Source organism: Pantoea sp. IMH (assembly GCF_000599885.1).
Lineage (GTDB): Bacteria > Pseudomonadota > Gammaproteobacteria > Enterobacterales > Enterobacteriaceae > Erwinia.
Window position 1 is genome coordinate 350,835 of record NZ_JFGT01000006.1, and the last position, 18,924, is coordinate 369,758.

At 53.2% G+C, this 18,924-nt stretch carries 21 protein-coding genes; 8 read left to right on the plus strand and 13 right to left on the minus strand.

Annotated elements, in window-relative coordinates:
• Positions 1 to 517 precede the first annotated feature (517 nt).
• Complete coding sequence (locus EA20_RS0116060; RefSeq protein ID WP_024967795.1) at positions 518 to 718, plus strand: hypothetical protein; 201 nt, start codon at positions 518 to 520, stop codon at positions 716 to 718.
• On the opposite strand, the gene EA20_RS0116065 is transcribed toward EA20_RS0116060, so the two are convergent.
• Both EA20_RS0116065 and EA20_RS0116070 read right to left on the minus strand, forming a co-directional pair.
• Positions 715 to 963 carry a hypothetical protein gene (locus EA20_RS0116065; RefSeq protein ID WP_024967796.1) on the minus strand — a complete coding sequence of 83 codons (249 nt, stop codon included), beginning with the start codon at positions 961 to 963 and terminating at the stop codon, positions 715 to 717. The two genes, EA20_RS0116060 and EA20_RS0116065, sit on opposite strands and share 4 nt — an antisense overlap.
• 117 nt (positions 964 to 1,080) lie before the next feature.
• Entirely contained in the window at positions 1,081 to 1,326 is a 246-nt protein-coding gene (locus EA20_RS0116070; protein WP_024967797.1) for a DinI-like family protein, read from the minus strand.
• A 237-nt stretch (positions 1,327 to 1,563) separates the two neighbouring features.
• On the opposite strand from EA20_RS0116070, the gene EA20_RS0116075 reads away from it, so the two are divergent.
• The 3 genes from EA20_RS0116075 to EA20_RS0116085 all read left to right on the plus strand — a co-directional run bounded on the left by EA20_RS0116075 (position 1,564) and on the right by EA20_RS0116085 (position 2,720).
• Positions 1,564 to 1,782, plus strand: a complete 219-nt coding sequence (locus tag EA20_RS0116075; RefSeq protein ID WP_024967798.1) for a YgdI/YgdR family lipoprotein — start codon at positions 1,564 to 1,566, stop codon at positions 1,780 to 1,782.
• A 111-nt stretch (positions 1,783 to 1,893) separates the two neighbouring features.
• Positions 1,894 to 2,292, plus strand: a complete 399-nt coding sequence (locus tag EA20_RS0116080) for a hypothetical protein (protein WP_024967799.1) — start codon at positions 1,894 to 1,896, stop codon at positions 2,290 to 2,292.
• Between the two features lie 14 nt (positions 2,293 to 2,306).
• Positions 2,307 to 2,720, plus strand: coding sequence for an N-acetyltransferase (locus tag EA20_RS0116085; protein WP_024967800.1), 414 nt, complete (start codon positions 2,307 to 2,309; stop codon positions 2,718 to 2,720).
• Here the strand turns inward: EA20_RS0116085 and EA20_RS0116090 are convergent, their stop codons facing one another.
• Both EA20_RS0116090 and ldcA read right to left on the minus strand, forming a co-directional pair.
• On the minus strand, positions 2,721 to 3,380 hold the full coding sequence (locus tag EA20_RS0116090) for an MBL fold metallo-hydrolase (RefSeq protein WP_024967801.1): 660 nt from the start codon (positions 3,378 to 3,380) through the stop codon (positions 2,721 to 2,723). It abuts the gene before it with no gap.
• Positions 3,381 to 3,395: 15 nt separating this feature from the next.
• A complete protein-coding gene (ldcA, locus tag EA20_RS0116095; protein WP_024967802.1) occupies positions 3,396 to 4,316 on the minus strand; it encodes a muramoyltetrapeptide carboxypeptidase in 921 nt (306 codons plus the stop codon).
• A 294-nt stretch (positions 4,317 to 4,610) separates the two neighbouring features.
• On the opposite strand from ldcA, the gene emtA reads away from it, so the two are divergent.
• Positions 4,611 to 5,213: a membrane-bound lytic murein transglycosylase EmtA gene (gene emtA, locus EA20_RS0116105; protein WP_081772593.1), complete on the plus strand. Its 603-nt coding sequence runs from the start codon at positions 4,611 to 4,613 to the stop codon at positions 5,211 to 5,213.
• A gap of 36 nt (positions 5,214 to 5,249) precedes the next feature.
• On the opposite strand, the gene EA20_RS0116110 is transcribed toward emtA, so the two are convergent.
• The gene (locus tag EA20_RS0116110) at positions 5,250 to 6,413 is read right to left on the minus strand and encodes a mechanosensitive ion channel family protein (protein WP_024967804.1); all 1,164 of its coding nucleotides are present in this window, start codon (positions 6,411 to 6,413) and stop codon (positions 5,250 to 5,252) included.
• A gap of 168 nt (positions 6,414 to 6,581) precedes the next feature.
• Complete coding sequence (locus EA20_RS0116115) at positions 6,582 to 7,319, minus strand: flagellar brake protein (RefSeq protein ID WP_024967805.1); 738 nt, start codon at positions 7,317 to 7,319, stop codon at positions 6,582 to 6,584.
• A gap of 188 nt (positions 7,320 to 7,507) precedes the next feature.
• Here EA20_RS0116115 and EA20_RS0116120 point away from each other — a divergent pair, with 188 nt between their 5' ends.
• On the plus strand, positions 7,508 to 7,756 hold the full coding sequence (locus EA20_RS0116120; RefSeq protein WP_024967806.1) for a GlsB/YeaQ/YmgE family stress response membrane protein: 249 nt from the start codon (positions 7,508 to 7,510) through the stop codon (positions 7,754 to 7,756).
• A gap of 61 nt (positions 7,757 to 7,817) precedes the next feature.
• On the opposite strand, the gene EA20_RS0116125 is transcribed toward EA20_RS0116120, so the two are convergent.
• On the minus strand, positions 7,818 to 9,935 hold the full coding sequence (locus tag EA20_RS0116125) for a TonB-dependent siderophore receptor (protein WP_024967807.1): 2,118 nt from the start codon (positions 9,933 to 9,935) through the stop codon (positions 7,818 to 7,820).
• Between the two features lie 225 nt (positions 9,936 to 10,160).
• Entirely contained in the window at positions 10,161 to 11,831 is a 1,671-nt protein-coding gene (treA, locus tag EA20_RS0116130; RefSeq protein ID WP_024967808.1) for an alpha,alpha-trehalase TreA, read from the minus strand.
• Positions 11,832 to 12,283: 452 nt separating this feature from the next.
• Between treA and EA20_RS19815 the strand changes: the two genes are divergently transcribed.
• Positions 12,284 to 12,529, plus strand: a complete 246-nt coding sequence (locus EA20_RS19815; RefSeq protein ID WP_235192663.1) for a DUF2534 family protein — start codon at positions 12,284 to 12,286, stop codon at positions 12,527 to 12,529.
• Positions 12,530 to 12,716: 187 nt separating this feature from the next.
• On the opposite strand, the gene EA20_RS0116140 is transcribed toward EA20_RS19815, so the two are convergent.
• The 5 genes from EA20_RS0116140 to EA20_RS0116160 form a co-directional block, all read right to left on the minus strand.
• Positions 12,717 to 14,096 carry a carbohydrate porin gene (locus EA20_RS0116140; protein ID WP_024967809.1) on the minus strand — a complete coding sequence of 460 codons (1,380 nt, stop codon included), beginning with the start codon at positions 14,094 to 14,096 and terminating at the stop codon, positions 12,717 to 12,719.
• Between the two features lie 159 nt (positions 14,097 to 14,255).
• On the minus strand, positions 14,256 to 14,558 hold the full coding sequence (locus EA20_RS0116145; RefSeq protein ID WP_024967810.1) for a PTS lactose/cellobiose transporter subunit IIA: 303 nt from the start codon (positions 14,556 to 14,558) through the stop codon (positions 14,256 to 14,258).
• Positions 14,551 to 15,951, minus strand: coding sequence for a glycoside hydrolase family 1 protein (locus EA20_RS0116150; protein WP_024967811.1), 1,401 nt, complete (start codon positions 15,949 to 15,951; stop codon positions 14,551 to 14,553). Before EA20_RS0116150 ends, EA20_RS0116145 begins: the two co-directional genes overlap by 8 nt.
• A gap of 20 nt (positions 15,952 to 15,971) precedes the next feature.
• Complete coding sequence (locus EA20_RS0116155) at positions 15,972 to 17,300, minus strand: PTS sugar transporter subunit IIC (RefSeq protein ID WP_024967812.1); 1,329 nt, start codon at positions 17,298 to 17,300, stop codon at positions 15,972 to 15,974.
• A gap of 11 nt (positions 17,301 to 17,311) precedes the next feature.
• Positions 17,312 to 17,626, minus strand: a complete 315-nt coding sequence (locus EA20_RS0116160; protein ID WP_024967813.1) for a PTS sugar transporter subunit IIB — start codon at positions 17,624 to 17,626, stop codon at positions 17,312 to 17,314.
• A 287-nt stretch (positions 17,627 to 17,913) separates the two neighbouring features.
• On the opposite strand from EA20_RS0116160, the gene EA20_RS0116165 reads away from it, so the two are divergent.
• Positions 17,914 to 18,867, plus strand: a complete 954-nt coding sequence (locus tag EA20_RS0116165) for a LacI family DNA-binding transcriptional regulator (protein ID WP_024967814.1) — start codon at positions 17,914 to 17,916, stop codon at positions 18,865 to 18,867.
• Positions 18,868 to 18,924: the final 57 nt, after the last annotated feature.

Consider the following 18,924-nt stretch of genomic DNA (forward strand, 5'->3'; position numbering starts at 1 on the left):
GTTTCGTTGCCTGTTATTCTCTCAAAACCTCATTTAAGCCGGATCTGAACTGAGCGTGATCGCCAGAGTGAATATTTTACTCAGGCACTCATGGCTGCAAATTTTTTTGCGAAAGAAGGGCTGCCGATCAGAGGTTCATCCGACATAGTGAAATGGCCTGAAAGGGCGTCAGTGCTGCTTTTGAAGCAGGGAAGCAAACAGCGTTGCGCTTTGGCGGAAAATTCATTTTTTTCCGGTTTTAGCCATCCCGGATATGCCATTCTCTTCTGACATCTAATTGTCAGTTTTAAGCGCTAACCTACTGATGAGGCATCCTCAATACCCAAATGATGGACTGAAACAGCAGGGAAATGATGACTTAAACAGGTCGTTAACGTTCTGAAACAGAAACAAAGTCTGGTTTTTACATTGATATGCGCAATAAATGAGTAAATTGGGGACGTGCGGGAAATCAGGGGTTGAGGTCGCGTCGATAAGGTACGTAAAATAGGGCCAAATCACAAATCAGGAGAATCTTGTGTCAGAGGCGGCATCCCCAGAGCAGTATCCCGACCGGCTGGAAGAGGCGAAAAATATCGCCCTTGGCTGGCGTATCGTAGGTCAGATTGAGCCGCAAACGCTCGACGATGCTATTCAGATGCTGCGTGACAGCTCGGCTTATGCGGCCAGCGTTTATGACATGCTTTCTGCAGAGATCGCGGAGCGCGCTAAAGATTAGCCCTGACGGAGAGAGAAGGCCGTTTCCGCCGTGCGCAGGCGGCACCACATCTCCCAACACATCAGCGGATCGATATCCGCATCGCCACCGCAAGGCTCCATATACCGGGCGATAGGGTCCGGTATCGTTACCCTGAAAGCGCTGTCGCGAATCGCTTCCACTTCCTCACGTGTCAGTAAGCTGCCCTTATGCCGTTCTGCCTGTAACAGAATCGTTGTCAGTGACGGCAGATAGATAACGGCCATTTTCCCTTCCCCTGAAATAGGTTATTGCTGATATTTTCGGCGTGATGCGTCAAAACTTTAGCGTCAGGGGAAAGGGACAGCGAGCAAGCAGCGACGTTGCTGCCTCAGAAGGAAGGCTTAAACGTTTTCAGAAACCAGCCACTGATCGGCCTCATCAAACATCTCTTCAATAATCCGCAGCATAACGGATTTGTCGCTTTTGCTGGCGTCGGTTTTTACGCCGTTTGCCTGCATCGGTTTGACCCGGACTTCCGCCTCAGGGAAAACGCGCTGAATACGTTTTTCCAGCTCGCTTAAAATCATCTGCTGCGCGCCAGGGAGGCCGGCGACGTTTCGCTTATCATAAATCAGTTCAACAAACATTCGGGTATCCTGGTTATTAACGCTGGATAAAAATACAGTTATTTTTCGGTTGCAGCAATCAAAATCTGCTGCACCAGACGGCACTTTGTTGCCGTGACGGGGTGATTTTGTACCCGGCGCTGCGAAGCGAAATTTTCTTAATTTTTTCATCAGGCTGCACGAAGGGCTGCTTTCATCAGTTCAGACCGATCCCTTAGGCTACACTCCTTACAATCAAATCTGTTGAGGAGAGAAAAAATGAAAACAATGCTGATGTTTGTATCACTGCTGGCGGCGGGGCTTGTCATGACCGGTTGTGCTGATAATCATCTCCTGCATATGAAAGACGGCACGACAAAAGTCGTGGAAGGTAAACCCGAACTTGATAAAGCCACCGGCATGATTATTTATACTGATGAGTCGGGTAAGCAGCAGGCGGTACAGCAATCCGATATCGCAGGGATGGATTCGCTTTGAAAACGGCGTAACCCTTTAACTGGTGCCGGGCCGGGGTTTTACTGACTTGCGCGCCGTTCTGTGCCAGAATTTTGTCCACATGTTTCAGATTAAGACCCGGAGCTTCCGCCCATGACCCGCACGATTGCCGCTGGCTGCCTGCTTGCTATCACTTCATTCGCCGCCTGGAGCGATGCCGGTTCGCCTAACCGCCAGTTTCAAATTACCTGCGACGGACGGCCTACCATGACCGTCACCAAAGCCCGCTACGGACTGACGACCTTAAAATGGCCGGGCGATCATTTTCAGGTGGCTGCTGGCCATAAACGTTCGCAGCTTGAGGGTGGCGCAAAAGTCTCGATTATCCTGTTTCGTAACGGCGATCAGATGATCGTGAACAAGTCGAATGATGAAACCTTCTTTTCCTTTGATGGCGTCGGAACGCTGGTGCCATGCAGCAGAAGCGCTGAACGTGAGAACCAGGCCGTTCAGCTGCCGCGTACCGATGCCGCAGGAAAAGTTGATTCCTGATTAGAGAGATAACTATGGATATCACTATTACTGAAGCTCCTGCCCCCGAGGCACTTGCGGAGGTACGGGCTGGACTGAACGCTTACAATGCGCAACATATCGATATTGCTGAAAACAGAGCCATCGCGGCCTTTATCACCGGGCCTGACGGTAAAAAGCTCGGCGGACTTACCGGTTCCACCTGCGGTAACTGGCTGCGCATCGACATGCTTTGGGTCAGTGACCTCCTGCGCGGACAGGGGGCTGGGAGCAAGCTTATCCAGGCGGCTGAAGAAGAGGCCCGCCGCCGTGGCTGCATTTATGCCCAGGTCGACACGGCCAGCTTTCAGGCAAGGCCGTTTTACGAAAAGATGGGCTACAGCGTGCGCTTTATCCTGGATGAATATCCGCGTATTCATCAGCGCATCTATCTGACCAAAACCCTCTGATTACGCGTGCCGCTGGCGGAGATCCAGCGGCGCGTTCTCCGCCTCATCCAGCAGTGACAGCCACCGGCGCGTATCCACTTCCTGCCAGGCTTTATGGCCTGAAGTTGTGGTCATCAGCACCACATCGGGCCTGAGCGCACGATAAAATTCCAGCGATTTGCGTAAGTCAGCTTCATTGCTGTCAGACACCAGCAGGGTCACCCAGCTTTCGCCATAAAGAGAAAGCGTATCACCAACAAACAGATAGGTTTTGCCGAAAGGCGAGGCATACAGATAGGTTGTACTGTCCGGCGTATGACCAGGCGTTGGCACGATATGAAAACTCCCGCAGTGCAGTTCCGCCTGGGTAAAGGTATCGTCAGGCTCGACATAGGGGCTGATGGGGCCCAGCGCGCGGTTATGACAGTAGAGCGCCGAGTTAAAGCGCTGCTGAAGCAGGCGCGTTCCCGGGCCCGCTTCGTGCCAGTGCGTCAGATAGTGGCGAATAATGCCGCCTGAATCGGCGATGGTCTGATGATCCTCAGGCTGCTCTGTGCGGGAAATCAGCAGATTGCCGCGGCTGTGCTGAAGGAGATAACCATGCATCATCAGTGCCGGATTCTGCTCATTCTCCGGAAACTCCGGTGTGGAAACCCAGAGGTCTTCATACAACTGTTTCATGGGGGCTCCCGGAAGTTAACGCAGCGTGGGGTGACCGGATAACGTCAGCGAACTCCGCGTTCCATCAACCTGTAAATGCCCCTGTGCACCCAGTGGCAGCGTTATGGTGTTCCAGCCGTGACCAAATTCCAGTCCGGTCACGACAGGGAGTTGCGTCAGCTCCCGAATCAATGTCCACACGCTATCAAAGTCATAACCATTGTCATAATCGGTCAGGCGGGCATGGGTGAAGCTGCCCGTCACAATGGCTTTCTGCCGGGCCAGCACACCGCTCTGGGCCAGCTGTAGCAGCATGCGTTCGACTTTATAAGGATGCTCGTTGACATCCTCGATCACCAGAATGCCGTCATCAATCACCGGCAGCCAGGGCGTCCCGGCCAGTGAGGTAATCATCGCCAGATTGCCTCCCCATACCGTACCGCAGAGATCCACCTGCTGTGCGGGCGTTTGCCATTCAAGCTTAAATTTAGGCGATGTCAGCGCACGCCAGAAGTGATCCACGGTGAAATCAGATAAAGTCTTAGCGCCAAAATTACCGGCAAGCATGGGGCCGCTGAAGCTGATAAGTCCCCGGGTCAGCAGCGCAAGCTGAAGAGCAGTAAAATCACTGTGGCCACATAAGGCGACAGGCTGATGGCGAAAGCGGGCGGCCAGGGCATCAATGTTCAGTCCGTCCAGCAGGCGGCTGGCTCCGTAACCGCCGCGGACAGCCAGCACGATGTCGGGCAGGGTTGCCATCTCCGCCAGTCCGTTCAGCTCTGCCAGACGTTCCGCATCGCTACCTGCAAATCGCCGGTCACGACGGGCAATGGCAGCAAGATTGTTAACGCTGTGCTCCTGAGCAATCAGACGCGATACCGCCAGCTGTGCCGCTTCCTGATTTGCACAATAGCCAGAAGGGGCAATCAGATGAAATGTGCGTGGCGTAACGGATATCATCTTCACTTAACTCCTCACAAGGCCACAGGCCGCTTCCCGGTGAATGTTCATTCCGACTGGATTGAAATTATCTTTTAAGGCAAATTAATGGCTTCTTAAGCGAAGCGTGAGAAGGTGCTCACGCCGCTGCTCTGATGATGACGAAAAGCGTGACCGAAGTCATCAAAGATTCGATAAGTTTAAGAATTCAGGTAATTTTCTCCCGCCCGGCGGACGGTAAGATAGGGCGCGAGGCAAAGGCTCAGAGGAAGATGAAACGTGAGAAAGGGTAGCGCAGCTGTCATTATCGGAATGCTGCTGCTGGCAGGATGTGCCAGTCAGCCTCAACGGGAAATTACTGGCGGTCAGCCGCAAACGCCATTGACCAAAGCGCCGCCGAAGAAAGTGTCGCAGGCCTGGTCGGCGCTGTCAGAAAGCGCGGCTAATAATTATGGCGTCGAACGTAAGCTGGTGGACGCCATTATTGCCGTAGAATCGGGCGGAAATCCCACCGCTGTAAGCAAATCCAATGCTATTGGCCTGATGCAGATTAAAGCCTCGACCGCCGGTCGGGAAGTCTATCGTGTTCAGGGGCGTCGCGGGCAGCCAAGCAGCGCCCAGCTGCGCGATCCGGCGACCAATATCGATATCGGCACCGCCTACATTAAGATCCTTCAGGAGCGCTCGCTGGCGGGGATCCGTAATCCGGACACCCTTCGTTACGCCACTATCGTTTCCTACGCCAACGGCGCCGGCGCGCTGCTGAGGACCTTTTCGTCCGACCGCAACCGGGCGATAGCGATGATTAACGCGATGTCACCCGACGAGTTCTACCAGCATATCCAGGATAAACATCCCGCCGCTCAGGCGCCTCGCTATCTGTGGAAAGTGACCACCGCGTTACGGACCATCTAGATTTGTACCCCGCCTTGAGAAGAGGCGGGGCGTTCTTCACTGTTTATTGTCGGCGTAGCGGGAAGACATTTCGGCTGGCGCCTCGCTTTCGTCGTCCGTTTCATTTGAGGCCAGACCTGCCACTTTCACCTGAGGTAACTTACCGCCGGTAAATTCGATCCTGCGGGTCGGGAAGGCGAAGTTAATTTCCAGAGCCTCGAGGCGTTCCATCAGCTGTAGATTGATCTCTTCCTGCACGTCCATATATTGATTGTAATCGGCCACCGTGACGTAATAGACCACTTCAAAGGTCAGCTTGCTTTCATCAAAAGCGAAAAAGTGAGCGCGATCGAAGCGGGTATTTCCCACCTGTTCAATCACCTCGCGCAGCAGTTTGCTGACCTTCCGCATTTTTTCCGCCGGGGTTTCGTAACTGATGCCAAACCGGAACAGGATGCGCCTCTCATTCATCCGTTTGTAGTTATGGATGGTTTGCTGGAGGAGGATGGTATTCGAGCAGACTATCTGCTCGCCGCTCAGGCTACGCAGACGGGTGGTTTTCAGTCCAATATGCTCAATCGAACCGGCGATATCGCCAAACACAATAAAATCGCCATGTTCAAACGGTTTATCAAAGCCGATCGCCAGTGAAGCAAACACATCGCTCAGCACCGTCTGAATCGCCAGCGCTATAGCGATACCGCCCACGCCAAGACTGGCGACCAGCGCGGTAATGTTAACGCCCATATTAGAGAGAATGGCGAGCATCAGCATTGCCCAGACGATCACCCGTAACATGATGCCTATGATGACCGTGGTGACGGGGTTGCGTACATGTGTTGGGTCGCGGCGCATGCCTGATAACCACAGGCGTATACCGCAATCCAGCCATAACGCAATTTGCAGCAGAAGGGCAATAAACCAGCCGTGCGCTACTACCGTCGTCCATCTGGGCGGAAGCGCAATAAATTTAAGGGCCAGCAGGAGAGAAAAGATCAGCAGCAGCATATTGCTGGTACTGCGTAATATCTCCACGGCGATATGGTAGAGAAACTGTCCGCGCTGGTGCGGCGATTTAGAGGTTCTGTTGGTGAGAAAGCGGATCAGACCACGCAGCACACTGTAGATGACCAGCGTGCCGACCACTAATATGGCAGTGTTAATCCAGAATGTCTGGTTGAAAAGCAGGGATAAATTCAGAGAAGTTAGCCAGTTTTCCATAAGGTTAAGGATCCTTTCTGGTGAGCCGCTAATCAGGCGGGATAAATAAGTCAGGGCTAAGCCTGGTGCAGAATGGGGAGTTTCGCCAGTAAGGGAGAAGAGGAAGCGCCCTGGCGTCAGGGAGTAGAGAAGCGCTCTGACCTGCCCGTGAACGCGGACAGGAGAGGTTTACATAAAGCGGTTGGCCTTTTCACGCGCCAGGCGTTCAAGCGAAAAGATAACCTGCTGGAGGTCCCGCTCCTGGCTGATATTCAGCGTGACATAACGGAAGCTGAGACGCGGAGTGACTACGGTTTCGTTTTTATAGCCTACGATGCTGCGTTCGCCGATATTGATTAACTGAGCATCCACTTCAAACTGGCCGAAGTCGCCCATCTCAAGCCGTAGCTTCCTGAAGAGTTCACCGCCCTTGATCCCTTCTGGCACCTCGCTTTCAGCCAGCACGCCGACGCCGCCAAGGGAGAGATCCTGAAGGCGCATACGGCTCTCTCCACTGCCATCCGGCCATTTCACATAGCAGTAAAAAACAGGATCAAGTGGGGTGTTTACGCGGAAATATTCCCGGCGCTGGATCATGCACAGCTCGTCTGGCAGGTCGGCGCCAAAGGCGGGTAAGCCATCATGGCTGGCGGAATTCAGCACTGGTAGGGTGAACTCGACTTTTGCGCCCCGGGTTTCTGCGGTGAGATGCAGATTCTTCGCGCTTAATGCCAGCTGGTTATCATGATCGTTACTGCCCCAGTCAATAAGCAGGCTTTCCCGATCGGCTTCTAAAAGTTTGGTTATAAACTGGCCCCGGTCATGCGTAACCATAACTGGCGTCTGATTTTTCATCAGATCTTTTAGCACATTCAACACAGCCAGCGGCCCGCGCTTAATGTACTGCTCTTTATCTTCCTCTTTCACATTCACTCCGGTGGCAGTTCAGTTCACACTTTTTAAGCTGATACGTCCTTTTATCGGCATCGTTAGTCAACCCTTTAGTTTTGAAGAAGATAAATGGGTAACTAACGAAAAAGGGGGTAGTGATCACAGACTTATTTTTTTAGACTATACTTGCGATGTTTAATGTTCAACAAGGGATGGAGTAATAAATGGGTATTTTGTCTTGGATTATCTTTGGTCTCATCGCAGGGATTATCGCTAAATGGATTATGCCAGGTAAAGATGGCGGCGGTTTTATCATCACAGTGGTGCTCGGGATTATCGGTGCCGTTGTCGGTGGTTGGATCAGTACGCTGTTTGGCTTCGGTAAAGTCGATGGGTTCAACTTTGGCAGCTTTGTAGTGGCGGTCATCGGTGCCATCGTCGTGCTGTGGATTTACCGTAAAGTTAAAAGCTGATCGCGATACATTCAAAAAACAAGGGAGACGCCTGGCGTCTCCCTTTTTTTATGGCTGCGGATCAGAAATCGTAACCGACGGTGGCAACGATGGTGCGTTCTGCTCCCCAGTAGCAATAGCCGGTGCCGTAGCAAGCGGAAACATAGTCACGATCGGTCAGGTTGTTAGCATTCACCTGCACGAATGCGCCTTTCAGGCTGCTGTTCCAGGCGCCCAAATCCGCCCGGACGGAGGCATCAAACAGCGTGGTGGAGGGCAGGCGGGTGGTATTTTCATTGTCTGCCCATTGCTTGCCAATATAGCGCACGCCAGCGCCAATGCTCAGACCATAGTCGAACTGATATTTCGCCCAGGCGGAAGCCATTGAGTTTGGCGTGACGTAAGGCGTATGCCCGTCATTGCTATTGACCGAATCCTTAAAGCGGACGTGGTTCAGGGTATAGTTGGCGATAGTGCTCAACCGCGGTGTAATCTGGTTATGCGCTTCCAGCTCAAGCCCCTGGGAATGTACCTTACCGGCTGGTTCATAGTAGGAGCCGACCACCACACGGTTGCCGACATCTTTCTGCGTCAAATCGTAGACGGCGATGGAGTAAAGATCCGAGGTGCCAACGGGCTGGTACTTCACGCCGGCTTCATACTGCTCGGAGGTGGTAGGCTTAAGGAGATTGCCATCCTGGCCCGAGAGAGACTGTGGCGTAATGGCCTGGCTGTAGCTGGCATAAGGTGACACACCATTATCAAAGGCGTAGAGCAGCGCAGCACGGCCGCTCACATGGTCATCCTGGCGGCGAAACTTTGTCGCATTGCCGTAATTTTCATTCTGGGAAACGATACGATCGTAGCGCCCAGACAGATCCAGATGCCACTTATTCCAGATCATCTCATCCTGAAGATAAACGCCCGTCTGATAGTAGCGGCGCTGCGAATCTGTAAACAGATAATCTAACGCTGGCCCCACAGGCTCGCCGGTAACCGCGTTCAGCTGGTTGGCAGCTCCGCTGGCATCACTCAGGTCATTCTTGTAACGGTGATATTCCGCGCCCAACACGACTTTATGATCGACTTCACCGGTCGCGAAATCGGCCTCAAGTTGATTATCAATGGCAAACGCATCCAGAGAAGAACGGGAGCCAGTGTAAAAGCGGTTCAGCACATCAGGGTTAGTGCTGTCCCAGCCTCCCTGATAAACCTGATCGAGATCGACATTCGAGTGAGCGTAGCTGGCATTGGAACGGAAAGCCCAGGTGTCATTAAAGCGGTGCGCGAATTCATAGCTGTAGATCTGCTCATTACGCTTGAACTGATCGAGCGCGCTGTCGCCATCGTAAAAACCGTTACTCAGCTTGCGTCCGTTATGTTCCGTAATGCTGCCATCGGCAGGTACTGCACTATGATAACCGCCGGAAGGATCTTTTTGCAGGTAGGCGCGGAGCAGTAAGGACGTATCTTCATCAGGTTGCCAGAGCAGGGAAGGGGAAATCGCATATTTCTCTTCGCGCGTATGGTCGTACTGCGTATCGCTGTTGCGCGTTATGCCGGTCAGCCGAAATGCCCACTCATTGTTGATAGCATTGGTGTAATCGAAGGCCGCGCTGTTGGTACTGTTAGTGCCGGTTGAGAGGCGAAAATGCCCTTCTGGCGTAAACTGCGGACGTTTTGACGTTTCCATTACCAGCCCGCCCGGCACGGTCTGACCATACAAGGCGGAGGAAGGCCCTTTGATCACATCGATGCGCTCCAGGAACCAGGGATCCACCTGTAACACATTATAGCTTCCCGGATCGCTCATCAGACGCAGGCCATCCAGGAAGATATTATCCACGTCGCCGCCATGGAAGCCACGCAGCGACACGGTATCGTATCGGGTGGCCGCTCCGGCAAAATTGGTGAACGCACCAGCCGTGTAATTCAGCGCCTGGTTGACGTTCATCGCTCCCTGATCTTCCATCTGCTGATGGGTTACCACCGAAACCGACTGGGCGGTGGTAATTAATGGACGATCGGTTTTGGTCGCGCCTTTGCTGGTTTTGGCGGTATAGCCTTCAGTGGGCGTGATGGCCGTTTCAGCTGGCTGCGCCGTCACCACAAGAGTCTCGGCGGCTAAGGTTGTCATGGGGGCAGAAAGAGCGATGGCGCAAAAAAGAACAGAACGCTTCAGGGTAAAAGGCATTCTCATTGTGGGTTCCCTTACAAATTAATCTAATTATGATCCGTTACGCAGAGGTAAAAAGCGAAACGCGCGCAACGTCGGCAGTCTGAGGAGAATGATAATCTCAATGAGAATTGTTATCTTTCAGGAAAAAATTAGCAAGCAGTGCGTTAATTTTTAGGGATTATCCATGCGTCAGGAGGCGAAGCGGGGGAGAGAAACCCGGCGAACGGCGTCGCCGGGATGTGGCATTTACTGTTCTTTAGTGATATCGCTGACGTTATTACAGGTCACATTTTTTGGACAGTAGAGATCCATCAGTTTAACCGTGACGCCATTGGTCCAGCCGAAGCCATCCTGGAGTGGATATTCACCGCCGCCGCCGCCGCCTAAATCCTTGCCTTGCACGACGTACTTCTCAACCAGTTTGCGCTCCTTATCATAGGTACCCTGGACATTCTGCAGGAAACGTATACCGATCTCTTTTGCCAGCGCCTGCTGACCGTAGTTGTTCAGGCCCTGAACGGCGGCCCACTGTAGCGGCGCCCAGCCGTTCGGCGCATCCCACTGTTGCCCGGTATTCTCAGTAGTCGTGGCCAGCCCGCCCTCTTTCAGCAGATTAGCCCGCACGGCGGCAGCGGTTTTGTCCGCTTTATCGTCAGTCGCGGCCTGAAGATAAAGCGGAAACAGCGCGGCAGCGGTCAGCTGAGGATGCACTTTGGCCGCTTTCCAGTCGTAATCGGCGTACCAGCCATCCTTCTCATTCCAGAGATAACGGTTGATCGCCTCCTGATGCTTGTTAGCCACGTGCTCAAAGCGCTGACTCGCTTCTTTATTGCCCGCCACGTCATTGGCACGCGCCAGCGTTTTTTCCAGATGGAAAATCAGCGCGTTAAGATCAACAGGCACAATATCGGTGGTGCGGATAGAGGAGAGATCGCCTGGTTTAGCGAACCAGCGGGAGCTGAAATCCCATCCTGAGGCGGCACCGGCACGGAGATCGCGATAGAGCTGAGCTTTCTTATCATCGCGGGTGTTTTCTGCCGTTTTGATATCGTCCATATAGGATTCGGTTCTGGGCACGTCGCGCGCGTCCCAGTAGCGGTTCAGTAGTGTGCCATCTTTCAGCTTCACGATCCGTTTACTGGCTTCACCTGGCTGGACACTTTGCGCATCGGCCATCCAGTAATCATATTCTTTTTGCAGCTGAGGCAGATATTTGGTGTAGGTTTCATCACCTTTATGCGTCGCCAGCAGATCAACCATCAGGCTGAAGAAGGGTGGCTGGGAGCGGCTGAGATAGTAGCTGCGGTTGCCGTTAGGAATATGGCCATATTTATCGAGGATATAGGCGAAGTTATCGACCATATTCTCCACCAGCTCCCAGTGACCGCTTTCGGCCAGCCCCAGCATGGTGAAATAGGTGTCCCAGTAGTAAACCTCGCGGAACCGGCCTCCCGGCACTACATAGGCTTCCGGCAGCGACAGCAGTGAATCCCAGCGTCCCGCTTTATTCGTGGTACGCGTCAGCACAGGCCAGAGGCCGTCAATATGCTCACGTAAACTCTGGCCGGCTGGCGGAATATAGGTTTCCTTTGCGGCAGGTAACGTAAAATTAGCATTCACAAAACGACGCAGATCGAAATTGCTTTGCTTTCTTTGCATCTGCCAGTCCGCAAGAATTGAGGTAGGATCGCTTTTTGGCACCGCATCCGCGAACGTTTTCTGGTCGGGGAAAAGTTTTGCCGACTGAACGGCGTGAAACAGCGGACCCAGCAGGAGATCGGGCGGCTGCACCGCCTCGCTGAGCGTATGCTGCTGTGTGGGCGTTTCTTTCGCATAGCTTGTCTGTGTCAGCGCGGCTGAAACCAGCAGCGGCAATACCAGCAAGGCTTTCCAGTGACGTTTCTCAATTCGTTGCATTGGCAGTTCTCCATGTCCAGACCGGACGCGATCTGTAAGCTATTGACCCTCAAACAAACTTTAGTCGAATATTCGCATCTCGCGCGCAGCCGAAGCCTGAAATGTGAAGCGAGCGGAATTTTTAGCTCCAGGCGCAGCGGCAGCGTGCATAGTGCCAGGCAAGGTTTGAGTGTAGTGCTGGGAGTTATAACCAGGCTTGGAGGGGCAGTGTGCAGATCCTGGCGAGGTTGAACGTTACTGCCGGGGCGTTATTTTTGCTTATCCTGCCGAGGCCTGCTGCGGCTGATGCCGACAATCGATCAAGACAGGCATTGCTCTGCGGGCGAGGGCCTGGAATAATACGCAACCATCTGTCAGGATAGCGACAGACTGCCGTGAAGAAGTGGCCGCGTGTTGCCGCAACTGTCTTGTGAGCGAACGGCCTTATCCCAGGGATGAACCAGGAACCTGTTATGAAGCGAAAAGAAATGAAGCGGTATATAGCCGCTATCGTCATTGTGCTGTTGGTTGCGCTGACCGTTATGTCTAAAGTGATGATTGGCGGCGCTATTGATGAATACCATATTCCGGTGAGTGACTGGTCGGGCAGAATGCTGGTGACCCAGTTGTTTATGATTATCGTCTACTCCATGGTCTTTACCGGCCTCCTCGCCATTCCGCTGTGGTACTGGTTTTCAGGCGAAGAGCGTAAAGACTAAGGGCAATCCGGGACAACGATTGCTGCCTGCTTTCCAGCAATGCAGCCTGGCGTAGGCATAAAACAGATGCCCCTGGCTGCTCGTCCAGGGGCATTGTTCAGCCAGAAATAGTTACCGGTGCCACACGTAGTGCCTTACACATCACCTTGCGCGTGCCGGCAGGCTGACTATCTCTCCGCCGTGCAGATCAGAACCAGGCTTCAAACATTCCTCCTACGTTAAAGGAATCCAGCTGCGTATCGGTGTCGGTGCCGTTAACCCGTGCAGTGCGGCGATTATCCACGTCACCGCCGGTCACGTAGAAGCGCAGCATAGGCCGGAATTCTGGTCCCATCGCAATCGTCATATTCTGCGACAGCGTCAGCTTCCAGCCGTGGTTATCACCACCCATATCATAATCAACCCGCTGATAGCCCGCTTCCAGCCAGGTGGAGTGAACATCGTTCCACCAGTACATTGGACGGACGATCGCGCCGTAGTTTTTACGGTTGTCGGTGCTATCTGCGCTGTTGTCATAATCATGGAAGGCCAGCAGATATTCCACCTGCGTCTGCGGCGTGAATTTATAAGCGCCTTCGAAGCTGGCGTAAACGGTCTTCAGCTCGTCGGTTTTGCTATACACGCTGTTGTCGGAGTTGTCGGAGTAGCGGGCAATTACTTTATTGACGCTTTTCTCGCCCGTATGGCTTAACACCACCGCGCCCTGCCAGGCCTTGGTACGTTCGTCACTCTCTATGGCTTTAGAGTCGAATCCGTAGTTAGCGTAAATCTCAAAATCCAGCGGACCTACCTTCATGCCGTGAATTTTTGAGGTCAGCGCGTAATTGCCTTTATCACCGGTGCCAGAGCCACCGGTACAGGTGATACGCGATGGGTTAGCCTCATCCTCCATCACTTCCGGGCTACAGGATTCCACCGCAGCCACGGTGGCGAGGTCGAATTTCACGCCGCCGAGGTCAAAGTCTTTGATTCCGGCGCCCTGGCCGTCATGGTTCATCCAGAAGTAATCGTTAATGCCCTGTTGAGGACGCTGGTGGAAGTCGCGTCCGGCCCAGATATAGGCCCCCGGGTTAGAAGCCAGTACGTTGGTCACGCCCGCGTAGGCTTTTTTAAGGTTTACCTCATCTCCCCAGTGGTCGATCATCACGTTGACGTCCCAGACCGCGCCATTGTCGCCCCTGAACGCTTTGGAGAGCTGAAATTCTCCGCCGTTACCCTCGTTGCCCAGACGACCAATTGCGGAAGCACCGTTATAGGAGCCATCCACGCCAACAAATTTCTGGTCGCCGCCCTGAAATTGCGCGCCGTAGCGGGCGTAGCCGGTAAACTTCACGCCGAAGGGGATCGCCATATCAGGCGACTGCGCCGCGCTTTCCGGTTCGTTAATAATGTCCGCTTTCTGATTAAGTGCCGCATCCAGTTTGGCCTGCCGCTCACTGAGCGCCTTATCGACCGCTCTGGCGACAATGGCGTCAATTTGTTCCTGAGTAAATTCTTGCGCCGCTACGGTTCCCGAGCAGAGCGAAGCCATAACCAGCAGCGAGGTTGATACTTTATTTGTCTTCATTGTTGTCTCAACAGGGTTAATTATTATCAGACAATGCCTTCCCGCCCGGCGCAGGCGAAGGGATGCCCTGCGCCCGGACAAGTTATTTTTATTCACAGAGGTAACGTATATTTGCTATCAGATCTTATTTATTACCTTCAGGTAACTCATGGGTGAAAATTATCTCTGATAAAGATGAATAATCTCTTCGGATAATTCCCTCGCCAGCATAGAGGTCATTAAATGATCCTGAGCATGAACCATAATTAACGTCATGGGTTGCCGCGCTTCACCGGCGTCCTGCTCAATCAGTTTGGTCTGCATTTTATGCGCCTCGCGGGCAAAGCCATCGGCTTCCACCAGCAGGCTTTTTGCCTGTTCTATGCTACCGTCGCGCGCCGCCTGCAACGCTTCGAAGCAGAGGCTTCTTGACTGCCCGGCATTGACGATAATTTCCATTACCGCTTCTTCTAGATTAATCATTTTCATTCACCTCATTAAATCCATTATTCACCGATGCGGTGGCAAACCACTCGCCGCTTTTTTTCACGATGCGTTTCTGGCTGGCTAAATCAAGCTGGATAAAACCATAGCGATTTTTATAGCCATTACACCACGACCAGTTATCAATAAAGGTCCACATATGATAACCGAGGCAGTTACACCCCTCGCTTATTCCTTTATGGAGCCATTTAAGATGCTCTGAAATAAATTCGATACGGTAATCGTCCTCTATTTTACCGTTCTGAATAAATCGCTGTTCGTTTTCCACACCCATACCATTCTCGGAAATAAAACAGCGTGGGTTGCCATAATTCTCGCGCAAATTGGTGAGGATATCGTAAATGCCCGGCTCGTAGATTTCCCAGCCACGCCACGGATTCATTTTGCGGCCAGGCATCTCATAACTGTCAAAAAACCATTCCGGCATAAAGGGTGCCTCGGGATTGATGGCGCTGTCGCGGCATTTTACCCGGCGCGGCTGGTAATAGTTCACGCCCAGCAGGTCGATTTTTCCGTCAGCGATCAGCGCCGCGTCGCCGGGCTGGCATTCGGGCAGCTGCCCGTGCTCCTTCAGCAAGACCACCAGATCTTCCGGATATTCGCCGCGTAATACCGGGTCCAGGAAACTGCGGTTAAACAGCAGATCAGCCCGGTGAGCCGCGGTAAGATCCGCCGGATTCTGCGAGCGTGGGTAAGAGGGCGTCAGGTTGAGAACGATGCCTATTTCGCCGTTATACTGCCCGGTGCGGTAGGCCTGTACGGCGGATGCGTGAGCCAGCACCGTGTGGTAAGCCACCGTGGCCGCCCGTTTGAAGTCCACAATATTCGGATAGTGGAAATCATAAAGGTAACCGCCTTCTACCGGCACAATCGGCTCATTGAAGGTAAACCAGTGCGATACCCGGTCACCAAACAGCTCAAAACAGATCCCGGCATAGCGGCGGAACGCGGTGATAACCTCCCGGTTTTCCCAGCCGCCTTGCTCCTGCATCGCCATTGGCATATCAAAGTGAAACAGGGTGATAAAAGGCGTAATGCCCTGCGTCAGCAGTTCATCAATCACGTTGTTGTAAAAGGTCACTGCCTCAGGATTCACTTCACCGCTGCCGTCCGGGATAAGCCGGGACCAGCTCAGCGAGGTGCGAAAACTGTTGTGATTAAGCCTTTTCAGCAGAGCGATATCTTCGTGCCAGTGCTGATAAAACCCGGAAGTCTCCGCCGGACCAATCTGCTGATGGAAACGCCAGGGCTGTTGCGCATACCAGGTATCCCAGATGGTGGCGCTTTTGCCGCCGCCCAGGCTTTCCCCCTCGGTCTGCAGAGCGGAGCTGGCGCTGCCCCACCAGAAATTGTCAGGAAAACTGTATTTCATTTTTATCGTCTCCGGAGTCATCAGTTGCTGCCGACGGTTTCGGCTTGCGGCACGCTGCTTTGCGCTTTCTGCTCTTCGGTTTTCAGCAGTGAACGCTCATAGGCGCGCAGGAAAGGCAGATACATCAGCGCCGACATCAGCATACAAAGCAGGCACATGACCAGTGGACTTATCGCCCAGTTAGCCGCCCAGGATGCCCCTAACGGCGCTGGCGTGGTCCACGGCGTGAGTGAAACAACCTGTGCCAGCCAGCCCATTTTGGTGGCGGTCCAGGCAAGTACAGCGTTAATCATCGGCACGCAGACAAAGGGGATAAACAGCATCGGATTCATAATGATCGGCGCGCCAAACAGGATAGGCTCATTGATATTAAAGAAGCTGGGCACGATGCCTAACTTGCCGATAGTGCGCAGATGCGTGACGCGACTGCGCAGTAGCAGGAAGGCCAGCGGCAGGGTACAGCCCACGCCACCGATCAGCAGATAGTGATCCCAGAAGCCTTGCAGATAGATATGTGGCAGTACGTTTCCGGCTGCCAGAGCCGCCTGGTTAGCTGACAGGTTAGCCATCCAGAATGGATTCATGATCCCGGTGACGATCAGCGCGCCGTGAATGCCGGCAAACCAGAAAATCTGACACAGCAGCACCGAGAGCAAAATCGCGGGCAGGGAGTCGGAGGCTGATACCAGCGGCTCCAGCAGGTGCATTATGGCCTGCGGAATAATCATGCCGGTCTGCGCTTCAATAAATAAGTTAAGGGGATGCAGCGTGGCCATGATGACCAGTACGGGGATCAGAATCTCAAAGGAGCGGGCCACACCGGTCGGCACCTCCTTGGGCAGGCGAATAGTGATGTTGTTTTGCTTCAGCCAGGCATAGACGCGCGTTGAGTAGATAGCGGTGATCAGCGCCGTAAAAATCCCCTGTCCGGAGAGATACTGGGTTGAGATGGTGTTGTCGGCATAGGGCGCGGCGACCAGCAAAAAGGCCATAAATGCCAGCAGGCCGGACATCACCGGATCGAGCGAAAACTGTCGTCCCAGGCTGGCGCCGACGCCGACAGAGATAAAGAAGGTCATCACGCCCATGCTCAGGTTAAACGGCAACATCAGCTGTTCGCGATAGGTTATTGAAAAGTCGAGCCAGGCACGCGCAAAGCTGTTGGTGGTGTTTTCGGCAAAGGGCGGAAAGATAAACACCAGCATAAAGGAGCCGATAATCATAAAGGGCAGGGCGGCGGTAAAACCATCCCTGATGGCGATAACGTATTTCTGTTGCCCGAGACGTCCGGCCAGCGGCGTAATCGATTGCTCAATCACCGCAACCATAGACTGATATAACGTACTCATAAGCGCACCTTTTAGTTAGCCGCGTTGATTAGCGACAGAGCGAAGTCGAGAACCTTGTCACCGCGTTGCATTCCGTAATCCATCATATCGATGGGCTGAACGGGGATGCCCTGCGGCGCCGCCTTTTCTGACAGGGTTTTCAGCATGTATTTCACCTGAGGGCCGAGCAGCACCACCTGATAACGGGGAAACTGCTCGTCAAATTCAGCGATGCCATAAGCTTCAATTTCGACAGCCTGACCGCGCTCCTGCGCTGCTTCCTTCATTTTGCGGACCAGCATGCTGGTAGACATCCCCGCCGAACAACACAACATGATTTTAAACATCGACTGCCATCCTCAATAGGTAACCGCTTGGTGAGGGGTGATTGGATATCATATGGAAACCGGTTTCCATAAAGAGTGTAAAGAAGTGTGATAGCAATCAATATCTGACGCTGCCAGGCTATTATTATTCGATTCGCATCACACAATCTGGGGGGATATGGACAGTTTGAGCGTCAAAATGGAAAATCTGTTTCCAAGTTTGAGGTGAATGGCTATAATCCGGACAGAAACAGCCATGCTTAATGGGATGCTTTTTCGGAATTTACTCAGGGGTTAGGGAGAAAAAAATGGCGACAATCAACGACGTATCGCGTCTGGCTGGCGTGTCGAAAGCCACGGTGTCGCGGGTGTTGAGCGGATCGCGCGGCGTAAAAGAAGCCAGCCGTCTTGCCGTATTAAAAGCTGCAGAAGAGCTGAAATACCGGCCAAACGTGATTGCGCAATCGCTCTACAGCCAGTCCACCAACTGTATCGGCGTCATCTGCGCCCAGGAAAACGTCAACCAGACCACCGCCTACCTCTATGCGCTGGAAAAGCATCTGAGCCAGCATCAGAAACATCTGCTGTTACGCTTCGCCTATAGCAAAACGGAAATCATGAGCGCGCTTGATGAGCTGAACTGCGGGTTATGTGACGACGTGCTGATTATCGGCGCCCGCTACCCGCTGAATATTGAGGAGGACAACGTCATCCTGATTGACTGTACGGAGAGCGATACGCCAAACAGTATTCAGTACGATCACGCGTTTGCTGCCGAAACTGCCTGTAATTTCCTCATCAACAACGGCAAACGCCAGATTGCCCTGATCCATCCGGACACCGCCGGTGCCGCCGATCGTGTGCTGCTGGGCTATAAGCTGGCGCTGGAAAATAATTTCCTGCCCTTTAACCGCAATCTGGTGTTTATGGATTCGCTCTCGACCTCCGTGGCGCTACAGGTACTGCTCAATAATGCCAGTACCGTAAATTTCAATGCGCTGCTGGTCGCGAACGAACAGGAAGCCCAGAACGCCATCTCGCAGCTGCAGGCTTTCAATAAGTCGGTGCCCGGTGACATTATGGTGTTCAGTCTGGCAGGTTCGGTAAATCTGCCCGGCATTCCCACCATTCCGGCGATTGAATACTCCATGGATGTGATGGCGTCGCGGATCGTCAACTGGCTGACGGAAAAAACGCAGAATATGCTCGGTGCCTGCGTGCTGCGTGGGGATTTGATTATTCCGGAGATGCGTAAGCGCTAATCTGCGCGGGCGGTAAGCGTTAGCCTGCCATTGGGCAGTCACGCGACGCCTGAAGGC